Source organism: Mesorhizobium sp. M0601, from assembly GCF_040320845.1.
Taxonomy (GTDB): domain Bacteria; phylum Pseudomonadota; class Alphaproteobacteria; order Rhizobiales; family Rhizobiaceae; genus Mesorhizobium.
Window position 1 is genome coordinate 1 of sequence record NZ_JAMYQK010000116.1, and the last position, 1,126, is coordinate 1,126.

The following is a 1,126-nucleotide window of genomic DNA, read 5'->3' on the forward strand; positions in this document are numbered from 1 at the left end:
GAGCGACTGTCTTGGCTGTCAAGCTGTTTGCCACGGTTTTTGATCCCGGACGATAGCGTTGAGAATGGTGAGAAGCTTGCGCATTGTGGCGACGACGGCGACGATCTTCGGCTTGCCGGCCTCGACCAGGCGGTCGCGGAAAGCCTTGAGCACGGGGTTGTGCCTGATGGCGACGAGGGCGGCCATGAAGAGGGCGGCGCGCACGTGGCTCCTGCCACCGCCAATGAAGCTCTTGCCACGCCATTTTCCGGACTGCCTCGTCCATGGCGCAAGGCCGGCGAGCGCGGCGATCTGGCGGCGGTCGAGGCTGCCCAGTTCCGGCATTTCGGCGATCAGGCTGCGGGCAACGACAGGACCGACACCCGGCACGGAGGAAAGCAGCTTTTCGTTGACCCGCCAGACTGGGGACTTGCGGATATGATCGTCCATGCCCGCATCGAGGCTTGCCAGCTCACGCCGAAGCGCGACGAGCAGCCGGTGGATGCTCTTTTGCGCCTGTTTCGCGATGACCGTGCGAGCACGGTTCTCCTCCGCCACGATCATCTGCACGATCTGACGCCGGCGGGCGACGAGCTCGGCCAGGGCCTCGGTTTCGGCGTCGCGCAATGGCCGCAATTGCGGCCTGGTCGCAGCGATGAAAGCGGCGATGACGGCGGCATCGATCGGGTCGGTCTTGGCCCGCTTGCCGAGTGCATTGGCATAGGCGCGCACCTGCGCCGGATTGACCACGACAATCGCCAGGCCGGCGCCTGCCAAGGCGGCGACCGCCAGTCTCTCGAAGCTGCCTGTCGACTCCAATCCGACAACGGCCGGCGAAAGGGCTGCCAGCCGCCGAACCAGATCCTCCACCCCGGCGTGGTCATTCTCCACCGAGAACGCCTCGCCCGACGGCAAAACATGCACGTCGAGCCGATCCTTGGAAACGTCGATGCCAACAATGATTTCCATCCTGTCCCATCCTTGCCTAATCGGGCTTCGCTTGCGGCCCAGGCGACTGTTCGGGTTCGATGGAACGGCGGACGAAGACCCTTGCTCTCCCACGGGCTCGATCACCCAAAGATGCTCCGGTCTCCCGTCCGCCACCGCACCTGCCTTCATAGCAGAGTCGGCAAGAAACAAGTTACAA

General features: G+C 64.2%; 1 protein-coding gene. It reads right to left on the reverse strand.

Going from position 1 to position 1,126, the window contains the following annotated elements:
• Window positions 1-18 precede the first annotated feature (18 nt).
• Window positions 19-948 (reverse strand): IS110 family RNA-guided transposase, encoded by a 930-nt coding sequence (locus NKI41_RS33090; protein WP_352687259.1) that lies wholly within the window; start codon window positions 946-948, stop codon window positions 19-21.
• Window positions 949-1,126: the final 178 nt, after the last annotated feature.

Coding starts and splice junctions, on each gene's coding strand:
- NKI41_RS33090 (WP_352687259.1), bottom strand. CDS start 948: ATGGAAATCATTGTTGGCATCGACGTTTCCAAGGATCGGCTCGACGTG.